Source organism: Arthrobacter sp. MW3 TE3886 (assembly GCF_041262145.1).
Taxonomy (GTDB): domain Bacteria; phylum Actinomycetota; class Actinomycetes; order Actinomycetales; family Micrococcaceae; genus Arthrobacter.
The window spans coordinates 2,515,438-2,530,696 of the sequence record NZ_JBGCAN010000001.1 but is presented as its reverse complement, the minus strand read 5'-3'; the positions used below and the strand labels follow the sequence as shown (position 1 = coordinate 2,530,696).

Below are 15,259 nucleotides of genomic sequence, written 5' to 3'. Positions count from 1 at the left end.
TAAGAGGCGTCCTGCTCAAACGGCGGGGAAATCCAACGAGGGCTCGTCCGCGGTGGCGAGTGTCAGGACGGCTTCCTCCACGGTTTCGTGGTCCTCAAGTTCGCGTTCAACCCGGCGTAAGGCCACGGCGACGTCGTGTTCCCGCAGGTCCCCCTGGATGTCCACCGCCGCCACGACGTAAAGTTTGCGCGGGCCGACGTATTCGAGATGCAGGTAAGTGATGCGCTCGATCTCACGGTGCTCGAGGAGCCGGCGGGCCATGGTGGCCTCGATATCGCCGGTCACGGCTTGCCCCACCAGGAAGCGCCGGTTCCGCTCGATCAGCACGACAGCAACCGCGGCCAGCAGGATGCCCACCAGAATCGACCCCACGGCGTCCGGCACTGAGGATCCTGTGACCTGGTGCAGGAATATCCCGGCGAAGGCGATGAGCAGGCCGATCAGCGCGGCCCCGTCCTCGGCAAAGACGGCCCGCAGGGTGGGGTCGGAGCCCTTGAGGACCTGTTCGAGGGTGTTCCGGTCCAGCTCGCGCGCCGCTTTCCGGTTTTGCCGGAACGCCTGGATGAAGGACACGCCTTCAAGGACGAACGCGACCGTCAGCACCACGTAGGCGATCGCATAGTCACCTGGCGGTTCCGGGGTGATCAGCTGCTGGATGCCGTGCATCACCGACACCACCGCCCCGGCCGTAAACAGGCCAAAGGCGGCGATCATCGACCACACGTAGGCCTCGCGCCCGTAGCCCATGGGGTGGGCTTTGTCCCGTTTCCGCGCGGCTTTCCGTTCGGCGATGAGCAGGAAGACCTGGTTGCCGGTGTCCGCCCAGGAGTGGGCCGCCTCGGCAGTCATGGACGCCGAGCCAGAGATGAGCGCGGCCACTGTTTTGGCTGCCGCGACGAGGACGTTCGCTGCAAAGGCAATGAGCACTGTGAGCGATGCGGACCAGGACTTCTCACGCTTCACGCAATTTCCCTCCCTCGGCTGCGGAATGCATGCCAGTGACTACGCTATCTCCCCGGCCCCTCGCCGCCCGGCGTTCGACGCCGGCTGGTTCCATTTGTGCCGGTCGGGCGCACAATATAGCTAGTACGTTCATCCGCTCGTTTCCACTAGCCGCTCGGGGTGGTGCGCAATGAATGCTCGTTCGAAGCTGCCGTCGCTGGGGGTGCTCCCGGTCTGGCTGGGGACCGGCAGGTGCTTCGCGGCCGACGAAAGCGAAGCGTTCGATGCCGAGGTCAAGGGCGGCGGCACTGACACCTTCACCGCGCCGACGAAGCCCGGATCCTACGCGTATCACTGCACCTTTCATCCGGGCAGGCACGGGACGCTGGTGGTCAAATGAGCGCCCAGAGCCCCGGACGGTCCGCGCGGGTCCATACCGCCGGCATGACACTGCGAATCCTCACGGCCGTTGCCCTGTTCATTGACGCCGCCGTCCACATCCATCTGGCCCCGGGCTACCAGGCGGGGAACTCCGCGGGGATCGGCCAGGGCAACCTGTTCCTGCTGGAATCGGCTGCCGCTGTGCTGGCCGGGTTGTACGTGCTGCTGCGCGGCAGCCGGGCGGCCTTCGCCGTCGCGTTCGTCGTCGCCATGAGCGCCTTCGTGGCCGTGGTGGCGTACCGTTATGTGAATATTCCCGCGTTCGGGCCTTTCCCGGCCATGTACGAGCCCATCTGGTTCTTCGAGAAGTCCGTCAGCGCCGTGGCCGAAGGCGCCGGCGCTGTTCTGGCGGCCATCGGTTTCGTCCGGGCCGGACGGCGGACGGACCGGCAGGGCACCCGGTCCAAGCACTGAGCAGACCGGGGCCGCCGACTCCGTCCTGCGACGGAAACCCCGGTTTTCCACCCCCGCGGACCGCGTTACCCTCGGCCGGGCATGCATCGTGGCCTGCTGTGCCGCCGAAACGGTGGTCGGCTTGACCGTCGGCGCCGAAGCCGGACCACGCCCTCTGGTGGTGGTCCTCGGCACAGCCGCATTCCTGCTCGATGCCGTGGATGGCCGGGTGGCCCGGTTCACGGGTTCTGCCACGGCCGAGGGTTCACGTCTGGATACGGATACGGATGCCGCCCTGGTTCTGGTGCTGTCCTGCGCGGCGGCCGGAAAATTCGGCCTGTGGCCTCTGGGAATCGGCCTGATGTACTACACGTTTGTGGCAGCAGCCTGGTTCCGGCCGTCTCTGAAGAACCCGCTACCGTCCAGCACTGTCCGCAGGGTCATCGGAGCCACCCAGCCCGCGGCCCTGCTGTTCGTCCTGTTGCCGGGCGTGCCTCCGCCGCTCGGGGCCACGGTGCTCGGCCCGGCGCTGGGGTTGCTGGCGTTTTCATTCGGGCGGGACGTGGTCGGGCTGGAACGGCTCCAGGCAAGCCGTGCTTCGGCCGCCGGCTCCCCCACCCCGCGCGCCGGCACCCCGGCGGGGACCTAACGCGGCGCGGGTCTCGGTGCCAGGTTCATCGTCGCCGGGCCCTGGATGACGGCGCCGTCGGCGGCAAACCGCGAGCCGTGGCAGGGGCAGTCCCACGTCGAATCGTCCGCGTTGAACGCGACCGTGCAGCCCAGATGGGTGCAGATGGCCGAGACTGCGAGCAGGTCCCCGTCAGCGCTAGCGTAGACGGCGGTCATTTCGCTGTCGATCTCCGCGACGGTGCCTTCGCCGGGTCGGAGCCCGGCGACGGTCGGTTTGTCCGGCAGCTGGGGTTGCGGCGCTTGGTCCGGTTGCTGCCGCGCCCCGCCAGGCTGGCCGGCGGAAGAGCGGTTGGTGTCGAATACCGCCGCCCAGGGGTTGTGACGGCCCGACAGGGTGTCGGCCAGGATCAGGGCGGCGGCGGTGCCGTTGGTCAGGCCCCATTTGCGCAGGCCGGTGATCACATGAAGGTGCGCCGCCGTCGGAGTCAAAGTCCCGGCGTACGGCAACCCGTCGACGGGCATGGTGTCCTGTGTGGACCATCTGAAGCTGGTCTCCCCGGTGCCGAGGCGTTCCCGGGAGAAAGCCGCTAGGCGGCTGTACCGGGCGGCGGCATCGCTGATTTCGGCGGCCCGGTGCCCCTCGCCGCCGGTGAGAACGAAACGGGAACCCTCAATGTTGATCGCCAGGATGGAGCGCATCGGCTCGTCGACGCTGATGAAGGTCCCGTCCAGGGGCACGTCAGGTGCCAGGCTGGCAACGAGGTAGGAGCGGTGCAGGTAGCAGCGTTCGGCAAACAGGCCGGCGTCGCCAACGGGGACGTTGGTGGCAACGATCACCTCGCGCGCCCGGACGGTGCCACTGCCGGTCCCGACGACGGCGGGAACCCCGTCGCGGACCGAGGTGACGCGCGAGTCCTCCAGTACGTGGCTTCCGCTCCCGTCCACTGCGCGGGCGAGGCCTTGGAGGTACTTCACCGCGTGAAGCTGCGCCTGGTCGTCGAACCGGACCGCGCCCCGGGCACCGAACGGCAGCGGCACGTCAGAAGTAAAGACGGCTGGCAGGCCGAGCCGTTCGGCCAGGGCCGCCTCGTCGCGGACCCGGGCGAGGGCGTCAGCGGATTCTGCGTAGGTGTAATTGGACACCCTGCGGAAGTCGCAGTCGATGTCCTCCTCCGCCACGACACGCGCAATGTGCTCGATGGCGGCCTGGTTGGCCTGCCCGTATGTGCCGGCGACGTCCGGTCCGTGCCGGTCCGCGAGTTCGGTGTAGGCCAGCCGGTGCAGGGAGGTGACCTTGCCGGTGGTGTGCCCGGTGACGCCGGTGCCGATGCGCGCTGCTTCCAGGACCGCGACGGTGTTGCCGGCACGTTTGAGGGCCAGCGCCGCCGTCAGCCCGGCAATCCCTCCCCCGACGACGGCGACGTCGACCTCAAGTTCCGCGTCCAGGGATGGATAGCGGGTGCTACCGGTTGTGGCGATCCAGAGCGAAACCTGCCGTCCTTCGGGCATCCGCGATCAGAGGCCTTCAACGGCTTCCAGCCGTCCCGAGCGAACCGCATCGGCGAAGGCCTGGTAGTCCTTTTCGTTCTGGTCGGCGTATCGCTCGGAAAAATCGGTGATGGAGCGGTCGAACTTGTCGCTCTTGCCGAGGTAGGACGCGATCGCGATTGGGTCGCCGGACCGGGCGTGTGCCCGCGCCAGCGTCCAGCCGCAGGCGTCGGCATAGAAGTTCATGCCGAGCGGCTTCATCCCTTCCACAACCGCTGAGCCCTTCATGTCACGCAGTTGGCGCCAATAGAGGTACCGGTTGTCCTGCACGCCTTTGGTCCACCCCAGGAAGATGTCGCTCGCGGCCTGCATCATCCGCTGCCCCTGCACGACGCGTTCGCCCGGCTGCTTGAATTTGCTCTTCGGCAGGTGGTCCTCGAGCACGGACCTCGTGGCCTCCTTGACCTGCAGAAACAACGGGTCCTGCTGGTCGCGCCCCTGGAGCAAGGCGATGAACGCCCGGGTGCCGACGCTGCCCACGCCTACAACCTTGCGGGCGACGTCGATGACTTCGAATCGCTCCAGCAGGCGTCGTCGGTCATCTGGCAGGGTGGCCCGGTAGGACCGGAGCTGGTCACGGACCGCTTCCTCCACCTCGGCAGCGGACATGCCGAACGATTCTCCCAACTCCCGGGCCGGGATAACGATCGGCGGCTGACTGACGATCCGGTACTTCCCGTCCACGAGCTCGCCGAGCTTGGAGAGCGCCTGCAGGCTGTCCCGGGTGTGGGCCTTGGCGACGTTGGCCTTTGCCGTCTTTTCAATGCCCTCGACCACCTTCTTGAGGGCCTTGCCCTTCTGGGTTGCCACGGCCAGGTTCAAGGTTTCCATCAGCTGCTCCTCCGACAGTCGGGCGTACCAGATGTCCAAGGTGCGCATCTGCGCGAACTCGGCCATCGCCTCCCGGTAGGCCCGAACCGCCCCGAGTGTCACATCGCGGGTATCTTCTTTGGTGTACCCGTTGTTGCGCGCCGCGATCGTGAAGCTCGCGGCCATCCGCTTGACGTCATATTCGAACGGCCCCGGAAGGGTCTCGTCGAAGTCGTTCAGGTCGAACAGCAAGGTCCGCTCTGGCGAGGCGAACACTCCGAAGTTGGACAGGTGGGCGTCTCCGCATAGCTGGACGCGCAGGCCGGACCGCGGCGTGTCCTTCAGGTCGGCAGCCATGATCTTGGCGGCCCCGCGGTAGAACGTAAACGGTGAGACCAGCATCCGTCCGTGCCGCACCGGCACGAGGTCCTGTTCCCGGGTGAGGTTCTGTTCCTCGAGCAGTGCCACCGGATCGGGACGGTCGGACGCGGTTTTCCACCCCGTGTGGCCGGAGACCGGCGCCTTATCCCGGTATTTCTTGCCCTTCGATTTACGTTCCTCGACGCTTGGATGCTTGACTTTGGTCTCAGCCATGATCGGCGACCTCCCTTTGATGTCAGGAACCGCCATCGGCACTCGTTGCCTGGGTCAGTCCTGCTGAGCGCGCGGACGCGCCTTGGGTCGAACTAATGCGATTCTGGCCCCGGCGCGGACAATCGTCAACGCGTTGGTGAAGTCTTGCCGGACCCCGCCGCCGGACACTGAATGCCGGTTCGTAGCGCAGTCTGATGGCTGGCCACCGGTTCATCCCGTTCGGGTGATGCCCGCCCTCACCGTGCCGGGTTACGTTGCAAGACGAGTGGGGTAATCCTTGCTCTTCGCCAACTCGGCAATCAACACCGAAAACCAGATGGAGACATAACCATGGCCGAAGAAGAAGCTCCCGTCCTCGCCGCCCTGGCCGACATCACCGCCGTGTCGCTCGAACGCTCCACGCTCGAACCTCGCGAATTGATGCTGGCCCGGATCGCGGCCCTCGCTGCAGTGGATGCCCCGGCTGGCTCCTACCTGCTCAATGCCGGTACCGCAATGGACGTCGGCATCACCTTGGAGGACGTCCAAGGCATCCTCATCGCAGTTGCTCCAATCGTCGGGACTCCCCGGATCGTGGCGGCAGCCGGCAACCTCGCCAGCGCGCTGGGCTTTGCCCTCGAAATGGCAGAGGCAGAACTCGAAGCAGAGGCCGAAGGCTGAGCCCGTCCTCGCCGAAAGTCACACTTGACGGTACCGTTTCCTACGAACCGCACGTCACGGCGTCGGCAGTTCCTCGCTGCATCTGCCACGATGCCCTGACTAAAGGCGGCCCATGAACAAGAACCGGCTGGAAGCCTTCAGCGACGGCGTACTTGCGATCGTGATCACCATCATGGTGCTGGAGCTTCACGTCCCCGCCGAACCGACCTGGCCGGCGCTGCTCCACGAACTTCCAACGCTGCTCAGCTACCTGCTGAGCTTCATCTACGTCGGGATCTACTGGAACAACCACCATCACATGCTGCATCTGGCCGGACGGATCAACGGCGGGGTGCTCTGGGCAAACCTGCATTTGCTGTTCTGGCTCTCCCTCATCCCCTTCACCACCCGGTGGATGAATGACACGGGCCTGGCGGAGGTCCCCGTCCTCGTCTACGGGCTGAACCTGCTGCTCGCCGCCATCGCCTACTACATCCTGAAAACAACCCTGATCCGCCAGCAGGGACGCGGCGGCGCGCTGGACCAGGCCATGGGGCAGGACTGGAAGGGCAAGGGCTCGCCCGCGCTCTACATCGCCGGGATGGGGCTCAGCCTGGTGAACCCGCTCCTGGGGATCGCTGCCTATACGGTGGTCGCCGCGATCTGGCTCATCCCGGACCGGCGGGTGGAGCGGTTCATCGCGCACATGTGAGTCCAGAGGCGCACGTAAGTCTCGGGGCGGCTACTGCCGGACGCGTTGAGCCAGCGAGTCGCTCAGGAACCGCAGATGCGCCGGGGTTGGCGCTACCACATGAGCCGCGTAGCCGGGGTGGTTGCCCAGGTACTTCTTGATGTAGGGACACACCGGAACGATCGTCAGGCCCGCGGCGGTGGTCTCATCGAGTGCCTGTGCGGCCAGCACCCCGGCCAGCCCACGGCCGCCATATTCCTCGTTGATCTCCGTGTGGGAGAAAATCCGCTGGCCCGCCCCAACGTCGTCCACGTAAGCGGCCTGGCCGATCACGGTGCCGGCGTCGAGCACTTCGAAACGGCTGCGCTGCGGGTTGTCACTGATGGTAATCGTGGTCACTATGGTCTCCTTGAGCGGGCCGGATTGGCCCGGCGATCGGGCTTATGGCAGCAGGGCTGGCGGGTGCATGGCTGGCCGGATTGGACAGGTCAGCCGCGTGGCCGAATACGGGCATTCGGCAGGGCAGGGGCCGGGAGAGCGGCGGGCCCGCCGGGCGGAAACGGGCCGAACCGCAGCTCAGGTGCTCCACCGGCGGCGTCCCCAGTGCCGGCGTCCGCGCCGATCTCGGACTGCCACTGGGCCCTGTACGCGACGATCTCCTCATGGCTGCGGCCGACGAAGTTCCACCACATCACAATTTTTTCGTCCAGCGGCTCTCCGCCGATCAGGAGAACGCGGGCTCCGTCGCTGCCCGCGACCAGGGTCAGGGACCCGTGGCCGACGGGCAGGTACGCGAGGTTGTCCTTCGGGACCGGCTGCCCGTCCACGGCCAGGGTGCCCGAGTCCACCAGCAGGCCGTGTTCGAAGGACGCGTCTGTTTCGAGCGTCAGTTCCGTCCCCGCGTCGAGCAGGATTTCGGCACCCAGCAGGGGTGTGTGGGTTGTGACGGGCGAGACCGACCCGGAGAGCGCGCCGAGGAAGACGCGCATGGTCCAGCCGTTTCCGCTGACCGGCTCGGGACGGTAGTGCTCAAAGGTGGGCGCCATGTGGCGTGCCGTGTCCGGCAGCGCCACCCACAGCTGCGCGCCGTGCAGGACGGTTGTGTCCGGTGTGGAAAATTCCGAGTGGCTGATGCCGCGGCCGGCGGTCATCAGGTTCACTTCGCCGGGCCGTACCGCTGCGTGAAAGCCGGCCGAGTCCTGGTGTTCGATCTCGCCTGTGAACAGCCAGCTGACGGTTTGAAGCCCGGTGTGCGGGTGGCGCGGGACTTTCATGCCGCCGGAATCGCCGACCTGGTCCGGGCCATAATGGTCCAGGAAGCACCACGCCCCAATGAGGCTGCGCTGGCGTTGCGGAAGGGTGCGCCGCACATCCATCGCGCGCGGGCCGCCCAGCGGGACCTGCCGCGGAACCAGGAGTTCGACGCCGGCGCAGGGCCCGTCCGTTTCGCAGAGGACTTCCTGGGGCGCGACTTCGGTATTGCTCATGATGACAGCCTAGCTTCGCGCGGGCCGCGGGTCAGCCTTCGGCAGACGGCCTCAACCGGCCAGGACCGGGCCTCAATTCCAGGCCGAACGGCGCAAGGGGGGTTCCGCGCCGCCCGGGCGCTGGACCAGAACCTGGTTCACGCCCGTGATGCCGGCCTCGAAGCCGAGTGCGCTCGCGGCCATGTAGAGCCGCCACACCCGGGCCCTTCCGAGACCGGCGAAGCGCACGGCCTCGTCCCAGTGCTCCTCCAGGTTCCGCACCCAGGCCCGGAGCGTCAGGGCGTAGTGGCGCCGCAACGCCTCAACGTCCAAGACCTCCAGGCCCGCCGCTTCGAGTGCCGCGACCATCTCCGAAAGGCTGAGCATCTCGCCGTCGGGGAAGACATAGCGGGGAATGAAGGAGTCCGGGTCCGGCGGGGTCGCGCCGGCATTCCAGGAGATCGCGTGGTTGAGCAGCCGTCCTCCCGGGCGGAGCAGGCCCTGCAGGTGGGAGGAATAGTGCTGGATCTGCTCGCGTCCTACATGCTCTGACATGCCGATGGAGCTGATCGCGTCGAACGGCCCGTCGTCCACGTCGCGGTAGTCCTGCACCCGGATGTCCACCCGGTCCGTGAGTCCGGCGTCCGCCGCCCGCTTGCGGGCCAGGGCCGCCTGTTCGACCGAGAGCGTCACCCCGACGACGTCGGCCCCGTAGTGTTGCGCGGCATGCAGTGCGAGGCTGCCCCAGCCGCATCCCACGTCCAGCATGCGCATGCCCGGTTGGAGCCCCAACTTGCGGCAGACCAGATCGAGCTTGGCTGTCTGGGCAGCGTCAAGCCCGGTCTCGTCCGACTCCCAGACCGCGCACGAGTAGACCATGGATGGGCCCAGGACGAGGGCGTAAAAGTCGTTCCCGACGTCGTAATGGTGCGAGATGGCCGCGGCGTCGCGTCCCTTGGAATGCCGCCGGCCGTGCCGGCTCACGCGCGCTTCCTCCGGCGGCGGAGCCGGGTTCGTTCCCAGCGCGCCGAGCCGGACGGCAGTTTTGACCAGCGCGAACACTTCGCCGGGTGTCGGCGGCCGGAACGGGCCGGGCTCGGCGAACTTTCCCGCCGCGCTGAGGGCCGCGAAGGCGGCGAAGATGTCGCCGGGTGCCTCGATATCGCCGGCCACGTAGGCCCGGCTCAGTCCAAGCTGCCCTGGGGACCACAGCATCCGTCGAAGCGCCCGCCGGGATCGGAAAACGACGACGGGGGCGTCTTCCGGGCCCGCTTCCGAGCCGTCCCAGGCCTTCAGCCGCAGGGGGATCCCGTCGGTGCCAAGGATGATCGCCAATGCGTCGGCCAGCCGTGAAGCCGCATTCGTGGATGCCGTCATGTCCAGTGCCCCATTTCCAGTGCCTCGTCTCCGGTGCTGCGGGCTGAGCCCCGCCAGTTCCAAATCTAAGGGCATTACACGCCCGGCAACCAGAGTCTTGGTTCCGATTCCTTTGCCCGCCCCTTCCCAGAGCAGCAGCGGCGGCTGGCTCTGGCGCTCCGGGGTGCTGTTGCCTATGGTGTGTCCTATGTCTGAGTCTTTCTCATCCCTCGTGGACACGTTCAAGAATGTCGGTGTGTCACGGGCCTACGGGCCCGCCGTGAACATCGCAGGAGAAGAGGTCGTCCCGGTAGCGGTGGTGTCCTTCGGCTTCGGCGGGGGCAGCAGCCCGGAAGACGGCCAGCCCGGCGGCGGCGGAAGTGGAGGCGGGGGCGGCGGCCTCGTCTTGCCCCTGGGCGTCTACGCCAAGGGCCCTTCGGGCGGCATGACGTTCCGGCCCAACACCGTGGTGGTTCTTGTGGCGCTGGCCCCTCTGGTGTGCGCCGTCGGCATTTCGATCCGCGGCATACTTCGCACCTTCCGTTCCCACCGCTAGCACCGCGGCTGCGGGGCCAAGGATTCCCCAAGCCCGTCAGGGCATCGTGGGGTCTGGCGGCCTGGGTCTCGGGCAGTCCTGTGGCGGGCGTCGGATGGACTTGATCGGCGATGAACTTATTCAGAACTGCATGCGCACCAAGCCTGGGCGCGGCGCTCCTGATGACAGGATGCGCTGCTCCCCAGGCAATCCCGGGCCCCACAACCACCGTGACGGCGACAGCCCCGCCGTCGGTGGTGGTCTTCGATCCGCAGACCAGCGGCAAGGTTCTGGCCGAGCGGATCAAGGCACGCGCCAAACCCACGGACCCCGGCGTCACGATTTCCGAAGTGGAGTGCAAGAACTTCCCGGATATCAAGGTCAACACGCATACGGATTGCCAGATGGTGGTTAACGGGGTCAAACGCGGATACCGGGCCACGTTCACCCAGCGTGACGGCCACTATGAGATAAAGGCCCAGGAACTTACCTGGTAGGGGGCGCGGCGTAGGACATGGCGGGCTCCCGGTCGTCGTCGGCGTCGACCCAGGCTGCGAAGTCCTTCAGCGACATGAAGCAGTAGTAGTCGCAATACCGCAGGTTCTTCTTCTCCGACTTGCTCATGCCGGTAATTCTGAGGCGGGCCCGGCCGCGGATGGGCCGGCGGCGGTCAGCACCCTAGCGTTGCCGCCTGCCGGCATCGGCGATGGCGAGCGCCAGTTCGGAGAACACTTCCTCCGGGGTCCCCGACGCAGCCAGCTCGGTGAAGTGCGCGTATTCGGGCAGCGATCGGTAGGCGGCCCGCAACGAGGTGAGCTCTTCGAGCGTTTCCGTGTCCGTGCCGCGTGCCAAGACTCTGCGATGCGCCTGTTCCGGGTCGATCACGAGGTGGAGCACCACATCAGGTTGGGGAAACTTCGTCAGGAGGAAGGGCAGAAGCCGGCCCCGGGGAAGGCCCCGCGCCTGGCGCAGCGCCAACTGGCAGTGCAGGTGGCGGTCCATGATGACCAGGCCCGGATGCCTGTGCGCCCTGGCGTGGGAAACCACCACGTTTGCGGTGCGGATGGCTGTCTCTACGGCATCCGCCAGCCGCGGATGAAGCTGTATGCCGAACTGTGCGCCCAGCAGCGACATCCGGCGCCGTCCGGCGTAGTTCCGGAGCAGGAGCGCCTTCTTTCCTGCCCGGTGCGCGGCTGCAACCGTTGCCTGCGCGGCGGTTGTTTTTCCCGACCCGTCAATTCCCGTCAAGACAATCAGCAATCCGGCTCCTCCTGGTAGTGGCGGTGTTCGGGCCCGCGACGCAATCCGGCGGCTTCCCCTACTGCTACCAACGGCAGGGACCGCTGAATCGTCCCCGTCAAACAGGTGATCCCCGCCGCTATGGGAGGAACCGGCGGCCTCGTTCTAGGACTCTGGCGATTCGTCCCTGGCCTGGCTCAAGGCATCTATTTCGTCGTGAAAAGCCAGGTAGAGGTTGGCAATTATGCGTGCGCTCGACAGTGACCCGCCTACCAGGGTTTCAACCTTCTTCAAGCGGTAGCGGACAGTGTTCGGGTGCACAAACAACACACTGGCAACCTTCGCGACATCGAGGTCGTTCACCAGGTAGCAGATGACCGTCTCCTTCAGGTCGCTGTCGACGTTTAGGGCCTCAACAAACCTGTTGAGCTTGTCCTTGTCCGGCGCAGACTGCCGACGTGCCAGGAGCCACGTGGCGGGGTCCACCTCATCCAGCCGGACGATGCCCCGATACGTTCCGGAGGCGGTGGCCGCTGCGGCCCGGATTTGCCGGCGGGCAATTCCGGCTGCTGCCGCTGCTTCCCGGAATGCCTCGGGGGTCCTTGCAAGATCGGAATAGGGTTCAGACAGGCCGACGAAAACAGACCCGGCCGTCAGCTCCAGCCAGGCATCCAGAGCCGACGAGTCCGAAACCACCGCATGGAAGCCCGGCGGGTTTTCGGGCGTTCGCCCGTTCTCTGCCAGCAAGAGCCCCAGACCACTGGCTTCGGCCCCTCGTAAAAGGAGTTCGGTAAAGGACGGGTCCACCGGCTCCTCGGCCGGACTTGCCGCGACCACGGCACGCAGGGGCTCGTACGGCGTGAACCGGAAGGCGCGCATCCGCTCCCAGTGCCTGAACTCGCGGGCCAAGGGCACACCGTCTTGCAGCATGGTCAGCAACAGCGTGTTTTCGTGCCGCTCTCTTGAATCCGAAAACCGGGCGATCCCATTAACTGCGGCCAGGAGCCGCTGCGCCGTTTCGAGCAGGACGTCTCCGAGATCCTTCAGCACGCGGTGGTTCCTGCTGGCCACGGCCAGGGTGAAGCCCTCGCCGCGAAGCACCAGTGGCCGCGCCATGACCCCCCACTGCCCTATCACGATGGTCCCGGACGCATTATTGCCATCACGCAACTCTTTCCAGATCAGGTGGGTCGGGCCTCCCCCGGAGGATTCGACGATTCGTCCGGAATTTTCGTAAAGCACCGCTGTGCCCCGGCATGCCATGGCGAGTCTGACGATGAGCGCGTGGACGGGGTTCTCAGCGGAAATGCTCTGCAGCAGGTCGTTGCTTATCCAGAGTGCCCGCTTCTGCACGTACGCATCGGGAGATGCCTGCGACTGGTTGATGAAGTTCTCTATGCGGTGGAAGGGAACATCGTGCGCCACGGTATACAGCGGGAAGCCGGCTTGTTTGCAGGCCGCGACGAGCTTGGCGGGCACTTGGTCAAAGTAGACTCCAACACCGAAGAAGAGGGCCGCCACGCGCGCTGTCCGCAGATCTTCGACGAGTTTCACGGGCAGCAGTTCATCCCGTTCGGCATTGACGAACCTCAGCCCCGTGGTCAGCAGGACGGTGTTAGGTTCGAGCCACGCAGCCGGATTGTGGATGTCACTTGTGTGGGCTCCCAATACGATGGCAGCCGGGTTGCCCGGAACGAGAGGGGTCAGGCCCAACGGCGCTTCGGATACGACGTCGTGAAGAGTGACCGGGGTCCGGTCGGGCATTGTTCCTCCTGGCTGCAGGGGAAGGGAGGCTTTGGCGGACGACCGATTGTAAATCTGACAAAGGTCCCTGCTCCAAAATTTTAGTTCCTCCAGTGACAGAGACCCACGTCACAGGGAAAGTTGTTGGTACCCAATCAGCATCCTGGAGGAACTTAGATGTCCAACCTTAGAGTCGCCGTCGACGTCGGGGGTACGTTTACTGACGTTTGTATTTTCGACGAAGAAACCCATCGCATGCGTGTCACGAAGGTCCCGTCGACACCTGCTGACCCCATGTTGGCGATATTGAGCGGCGTGGAGCGCGCCGAGATCAACCTCGAGGACGTGTCGCTCTTCTCCCACGGCACCACGGTGGCAACGAACGCCCTCATCACCCGCAACTTTCCCCCTGCAGCCATGGTCACGACCAAGGGGTTCAGGGACGTCATCGAGATCAGGGACGGTACGAAGGACGACCTTTGGGACGCCTACAACGACGTAAGCGGCCCCTACATCCGCCGACGGGACAGGTTCGAGGTGACCGAGCGTACTGACTACGCCGGCAGCATCGTCACTCCCCTGGACGAAGGGGAAGCCCGCCGCCTGGCCGCGGTGCTCCGCAAGCGCGGCGTCACCACCATCGCCGTCTGCTTCATCAACTCCTACGCCAACGCCGAGCACGAAATCCAGATGCGCAAAATCCTGGAAGAAGAGCTTCCCGAGGCAACAGTTTCCACCTCGTCCGAGATCCTGCCCGAAATCTTCGAGCACGACCGCTTCAACACCGCCGTCTCCAACGCCGTGCTGGGCCCACTGGTGTCCGGCTACGTCAGCCGCCTCGCCGATGAGCTCAAAAGCGGCGGCTACGACGGCGACCTGCTGCTCCTGCACTCCGGCGGCGGCTCCATGACCCCCCGCATGGTCAAGCGGTACCCGGTGCGCCTCGCCGCATCCGGCATCGCGGCCGGAGCTATCGCTGCGAAGCACATCGCCCAGCAGTGTGGCTTCGAGAACGCCGTCAGCCTGGACATGGGCGGCACGTCTACGGACATTGCCCTGGTCTCCGACGGTGAGCTCCGCATCACCAAGGAATGGCAGGTGGAATACGGCCACCCCATCGTCTTCCCCAGTATCGAGGTCCTCACCATCGGCGCCGGCGGCGGCTCGATTGCGCACATTGACATTGCCGGTTCGCTTCGCAACGGCCCGCAGTCCGCGGGTGCCGATCCGGGACCCGCCTGTTACGACATGGGCGGTGAAGAGCCCACCAACTGCGACGCCAACGTGGTCCTGAACAGGCTCGGATCCACCCTGGCCGGCGGCGCGAAGACGCTGGACCGCGGACTCTCCCAGGCCGCAATCAAGCGTGTCATCGCTGAACCGCTGGACATGAACGAAGCGGAGGCGGCCCACGCCATCCTCCAGGTCGCCAACGCCAACATGGCCGACGCCGTCCGCCTGATCTCTATCCGCCGCGGTTACGATCCCCGTGACTTCGCGCTGATCGCCTTCGGCGGCGCCGGCGCCCTGCACGGCGCAGAGGTGGCCAGGGAACTGAACATTCCCACCGTCGTCGTACCGCCCAGCCCCGGCGTCACGTCCGCGCTGGGCTGCCTCCTGGTGGACATCAGGCACGACCTGTCCGCGATGTACACGGCCGTTGCCGCCGACGCCGATCCGGAAGACCTGGAGAGCAAGTACAGGTCCCTCGAAACGGAAGCCACGGCCCGGCTGCGCCACGAAGGCGTGTCCGAGGAGAATTCGATCCTGCAGCGGATCATCTCCATGCGCTACCAGGGACAATGGCGGTCGCTGGCCGTGAATATGGGAACCGGTGCCGGCGCCCTAGAAGACGCCATCCAGAGCTTCCACCAGCAGCACGAACGCGAGTTTGCTTTCCGCCAGGACGACCAGCCCGTGGAGATCTACCAGCTGCAGCTGTCCGCCATCGGCAAGACACCCAAGCCCTCCTTCGCCCCGGCGACGGAACGGGTCTCCGGACCCGGCGAGCCCGATTCGGTCCGGCCGGTGTACTTCGGCAACGACGGCTGGGTTGATACGCCCGTCTACGACCGCACCAAGCTCGGCGCGGGCGCGACCTTCGAGGGCCCCGCCATCATCGACCAGCTTGACTCCACGACCGTCGTGCCCCCGCGCACCACCGCCAAGATCGACGAGTGGCTCAACATCCGGATCCACCTCACCGAGTTCAAAGACGAGCAGGAAGCCTAA

17 protein-coding genes are annotated in these 15,259 nt (G+C 66.1%); 8 read left to right on the top strand and 9 right to left on the bottom strand.

Annotation, left to right across the window (positions count from 1 at the left end; genetic code table 11):
- Positions 1-15: 15 nt before the first annotated feature.
- Entirely contained in the window at positions 16-963 is a 948-nt protein-coding gene (locus tag ABH915_RS11435; protein ID WP_370121258.1) for a cation diffusion facilitator family transporter, read from the bottom strand.
- Positions 964-1,132: 169 nt separating this feature from the next.
- Here ABH915_RS11435 and ABH915_RS11430 point away from each other — a divergent pair, with 169 nt between their 5' ends.
- The 3 genes from ABH915_RS11430 to ABH915_RS11420 are packed head-to-tail and all read left to right on the top strand — an operon-like array spanning position 1,133 to position 2,425.
- Positions 1,133-1,342 carry a hypothetical protein gene (locus ABH915_RS11430; RefSeq protein ID WP_370121256.1) on the top strand — a complete coding sequence of 70 codons (210 nt, stop codon included), beginning with the start codon at positions 1,133-1,135 and terminating at the stop codon, positions 1,340-1,342.
- 44 nt (positions 1,343-1,386) lie between these two features.
- Positions 1,387-1,797, top strand: a complete 411-nt coding sequence (locus tag ABH915_RS11425) for a hypothetical protein (RefSeq protein WP_051532914.1) — start codon at positions 1,387-1,389, stop codon at positions 1,795-1,797.
- On the top strand, positions 1,724-2,425 hold the full coding sequence (locus tag ABH915_RS11420; RefSeq protein ID WP_370124991.1) for a CDP-alcohol phosphatidyltransferase family protein: 702 nt from the start codon (positions 1,724-1,726) through the stop codon (positions 2,423-2,425). The genes ABH915_RS11425 and ABH915_RS11420 overlap by 74 nt, the downstream gene beginning before the upstream one ends.
- On the opposite strand, the gene ABH915_RS11415 is transcribed toward ABH915_RS11420, so the two are convergent.
- Both ABH915_RS11415 and ABH915_RS11410 read right to left on the bottom strand, forming a co-directional pair.
- Positions 2,422-3,915, bottom strand: coding sequence for an FAD-dependent oxidoreductase (locus tag ABH915_RS11415; RefSeq protein ID WP_370121253.1), 1,494 nt, complete (start codon positions 3,913-3,915; stop codon positions 2,422-2,424). The genes ABH915_RS11420 and ABH915_RS11415 overlap by 4 nt on opposite strands.
- 6 nt (positions 3,916-3,921) lie before the next feature.
- Complete coding sequence (locus ABH915_RS11410) at positions 3,922-5,358, bottom strand: DUF2252 domain-containing protein (protein WP_370121250.1); 1,437 nt, start codon at positions 5,356-5,358, stop codon at positions 3,922-3,924.
- Between the two features lie 330 nt (positions 5,359-5,688).
- Between ABH915_RS11410 and ABH915_RS11405 the strand changes: the two genes are divergently transcribed.
- Entirely contained in the window at positions 5,689-6,018 is a 330-nt protein-coding gene (locus ABH915_RS11405; protein ID WP_018772790.1) for a carboxymuconolactone decarboxylase family protein, read from the top strand.
- Between the two features lie 112 nt (positions 6,019-6,130).
- A complete protein-coding gene (locus ABH915_RS11400) occupies positions 6,131-6,709 on the top strand; it encodes a TMEM175 family protein (RefSeq protein WP_370121247.1) in 579 nt (192 codons plus the stop codon).
- Positions 6,710-6,739: 30 nt separating this feature from the next.
- Here ABH915_RS11400 and ABH915_RS11395 read toward each other — a convergent pair whose 3' ends face one another.
- The 3 genes from ABH915_RS11395 to ABH915_RS11385 all read right to left on the bottom strand — a co-directional run bounded on the left by ABH915_RS11395 (position 6,740) and on the right by ABH915_RS11385 (position 9,531).
- Complete coding sequence (locus ABH915_RS11395; protein ID WP_370121245.1) at positions 6,740-7,087, bottom strand: GNAT family N-acetyltransferase; 348 nt, start codon at positions 7,085-7,087, stop codon at positions 6,740-6,742.
- A gap of 89 nt (positions 7,088-7,176) precedes the next feature.
- On the bottom strand, positions 7,177-8,175 hold the full coding sequence (locus ABH915_RS11390) for a pirin family protein (RefSeq protein ID WP_370121242.1): 999 nt from the start codon (positions 8,173-8,175) through the stop codon (positions 7,177-7,179).
- Positions 8,176-8,247: 72 nt separating this feature from the next.
- Positions 8,248-9,531 carry a cyclopropane-fatty-acyl-phospholipid synthase family protein gene (locus ABH915_RS11385; protein ID WP_026536688.1) on the bottom strand — a complete coding sequence of 428 codons (1,284 nt, stop codon included), beginning with the start codon at positions 9,529-9,531 and terminating at the stop codon, positions 8,248-8,250.
- 187 nt (positions 9,532-9,718) lie between these two features.
- Here ABH915_RS11385 and ABH915_RS11380 point away from each other — a divergent pair, with 187 nt between their 5' ends.
- Both ABH915_RS11380 and ABH915_RS11375 read left to right on the top strand, forming a co-directional pair.
- Complete coding sequence (locus ABH915_RS11380) at positions 9,719-10,066, top strand: hypothetical protein (protein WP_370121239.1); 348 nt, start codon at positions 9,719-9,721, stop codon at positions 10,064-10,066.
- A gap of 209 nt (positions 10,067-10,275) precedes the next feature.
- Positions 10,276-10,542, top strand: coding sequence for a hypothetical protein (locus ABH915_RS11375; protein WP_026536690.1), 267 nt, complete (start codon positions 10,276-10,278; stop codon positions 10,540-10,542).
- On the opposite strand, the gene ABH915_RS11370 is transcribed toward ABH915_RS11375, so the two are convergent.
- The 3 genes from ABH915_RS11370 to ABH915_RS11360 form a co-directional block, all read right to left on the bottom strand.
- Positions 10,532-10,669, bottom strand: coding sequence for a hypothetical protein (locus ABH915_RS11370; RefSeq protein WP_176803199.1), 138 nt, complete (start codon positions 10,667-10,669; stop codon positions 10,532-10,534). The genes ABH915_RS11375 and ABH915_RS11370 overlap by 11 nt on opposite strands.
- Before the next feature lie 54 nt (positions 10,670-10,723).
- A complete protein-coding gene (locus ABH915_RS11365; protein WP_018772782.1) occupies positions 10,724-11,305 on the bottom strand; it encodes an AAA family ATPase in 582 nt (193 codons plus the stop codon).
- Positions 11,306-11,449: 144 nt separating this feature from the next.
- Positions 11,450-13,048 carry a helix-turn-helix domain-containing protein gene (locus tag ABH915_RS11360; RefSeq protein ID WP_370121234.1) on the bottom strand — a complete coding sequence of 533 codons (1,599 nt, stop codon included), beginning with the start codon at positions 13,046-13,048 and terminating at the stop codon, positions 11,450-11,452.
- 156 nt (positions 13,049-13,204) lie between these two features.
- Here ABH915_RS11360 and ABH915_RS11355 point away from each other — a divergent pair, with 156 nt between their 5' ends.
- On the top strand, positions 13,205-15,259 hold the full coding sequence (locus ABH915_RS11355) for a hydantoinase/oxoprolinase family protein (RefSeq protein ID WP_370121231.1): 2,055 nt from the start codon (positions 13,205-13,207) through the stop codon (positions 15,257-15,259).